The following is a 1331-nucleotide window of genomic DNA, read 5'->3' as shown; positions in this document are numbered from 1 at the left end:
GTCTACTTGCCTAAGTAGGACACATATAATTCGACTTGTTAACGGTTTTATAGCTAATTTTTGAATTTATAATTTACCTTTTAAGGCTTCTAAAGCAGCAAATGGATTCTCAGTTTCTTCCTCAATAATCTCGCCTACTTGTTTTACAGCCATTTCACAATCATCATGTTTGGCAAAAAGCGGTACATCAAGCAACAATTCATCTTCGACCAGCTTTTTTAAAGGCAATAATCTATCGCCTTTTATATTTTCTGGTTGATCTGCCAATAACTCTTCCAATAAAAGATAGTCATCTGACTCATCTACCAAGCTTTGCTGCTCTTCACGCTGTAGCAATATCAATTCAGCATCATGGGTAACGTCTATATTTAGTGGCATTAAACAACGTTGACAAGTAACCCAGATATCACCTGTATACGCCATCATCAACATCAATAATTGACCTTGTTTTTTTAGCTCACATTTTAAATTTATAGCCTTATCTTGGTACTCTTCAGGTACAATATCCACCAGTCGCTTTAGCATTCGCGGCGTAATACTGCCTGACCAAACGTAGCCTGCATCTTCCCACTTTTCTAGGTTGACATGATTAGGTAGCTGTAAAGCACTTTTTTCAGTATTGGTATTGGATGTATTGTTGCTCAATTTAGAGTCCGTAAGGTTAGTGGATACATTATTTTCGCTGTATTTTGTCATACTTCTCTCTCTTTTAAAACTGATAACAGTGTGGCCATAGGTTAATGCCATAATTAAGCTTTATCGACAGCGTTATTGAGCTCTTTTAAAATTCAAATACACAATATTATCATCACAACTGACTAAAAATTCTATATGATTGTCGGTTTTATTTTAATTGATAAAATAATGTATTACTTACTCTTTTATCTGAGGGCATAATATGCCTATTACTACCCTGTTTGTTACATGAATTTTTAATTTAAATTTTACTTTGGACTCTTAAGCATTCTATGTCTGTCATCGATTTTACTGAGCTTAAAATTAATAAATTAGCTAAATATTTAAAGCAACACCGTTCTCTACCTGAAGGATTGCACTCTATTTCAAGCACTTTAGATGCGTTAAAACAACAATGGCAACAACTGCAATATTCTTTATATCCTGAAGTTACTGACGCCTCTGCATCACCAGTAAAGTCCAATGAAGTTGATCAGGTTAACTGGCTCATAGCGCTGTTTAATGCTCTTTTTTCAACAAAGAACGTCACATTAGTTCGTGGTAAGTATGAACCTGAATACTTTCCAGCCACTTGTCACAGTCCTGCACGTATCGAATTTGCCCATGGTTTTTTTCAGAGCGCCCTGCATGAGATC

Annotated in this window: 1 protein-coding gene and 1 pseudogene; one reads left to right on the top strand and one right to left on the bottom strand. The window is 35.5% G+C overall.

What is annotated here, in order from left to right; genetic code table 11:
• Window positions 1-66 precede the first annotated feature (66 nt).
• Window positions 67-696 carry a DUF177 domain-containing protein gene (locus QZ265_RS10900; protein ID WP_296406104.1) on the bottom strand — a complete coding sequence of 210 codons (630 nt, stop codon included), beginning with the start codon at window positions 694-696 and terminating at the stop codon, window positions 67-69.
• Window positions 697-1157: 461 nt separating this feature from the next.
• On the opposite strand from QZ265_RS10900, the pseudogene QZ265_RS10895 reads away from it, so the two are divergent.
• Window positions 1158-1331, top strand: a pseudogene (locus QZ265_RS10895) (elongation factor P hydroxylase); the annotation flags it as partial.

Origin of the sequence: Psychrobacter sp., from assembly GCF_018260395.1 — a bacterium.
Classification (GTDB): domain Bacteria; phylum Pseudomonadota; class Gammaproteobacteria; order Pseudomonadales; family Moraxellaceae; genus Psychrobacter.
Note: the sequence above shows the minus strand (reverse complement) of the source record. Positions and strands in the feature narration are given on the sequence as shown.

Excerpts from the sequence above, each read along its gene's own strand:
- QZ265_RS10900 (WP_296406104.1), bottom strand. The coding sequence starts at position 696 with ATGACAAAATACAGCGAAAATAATGTATCCACTAACCTTACGGACTCT.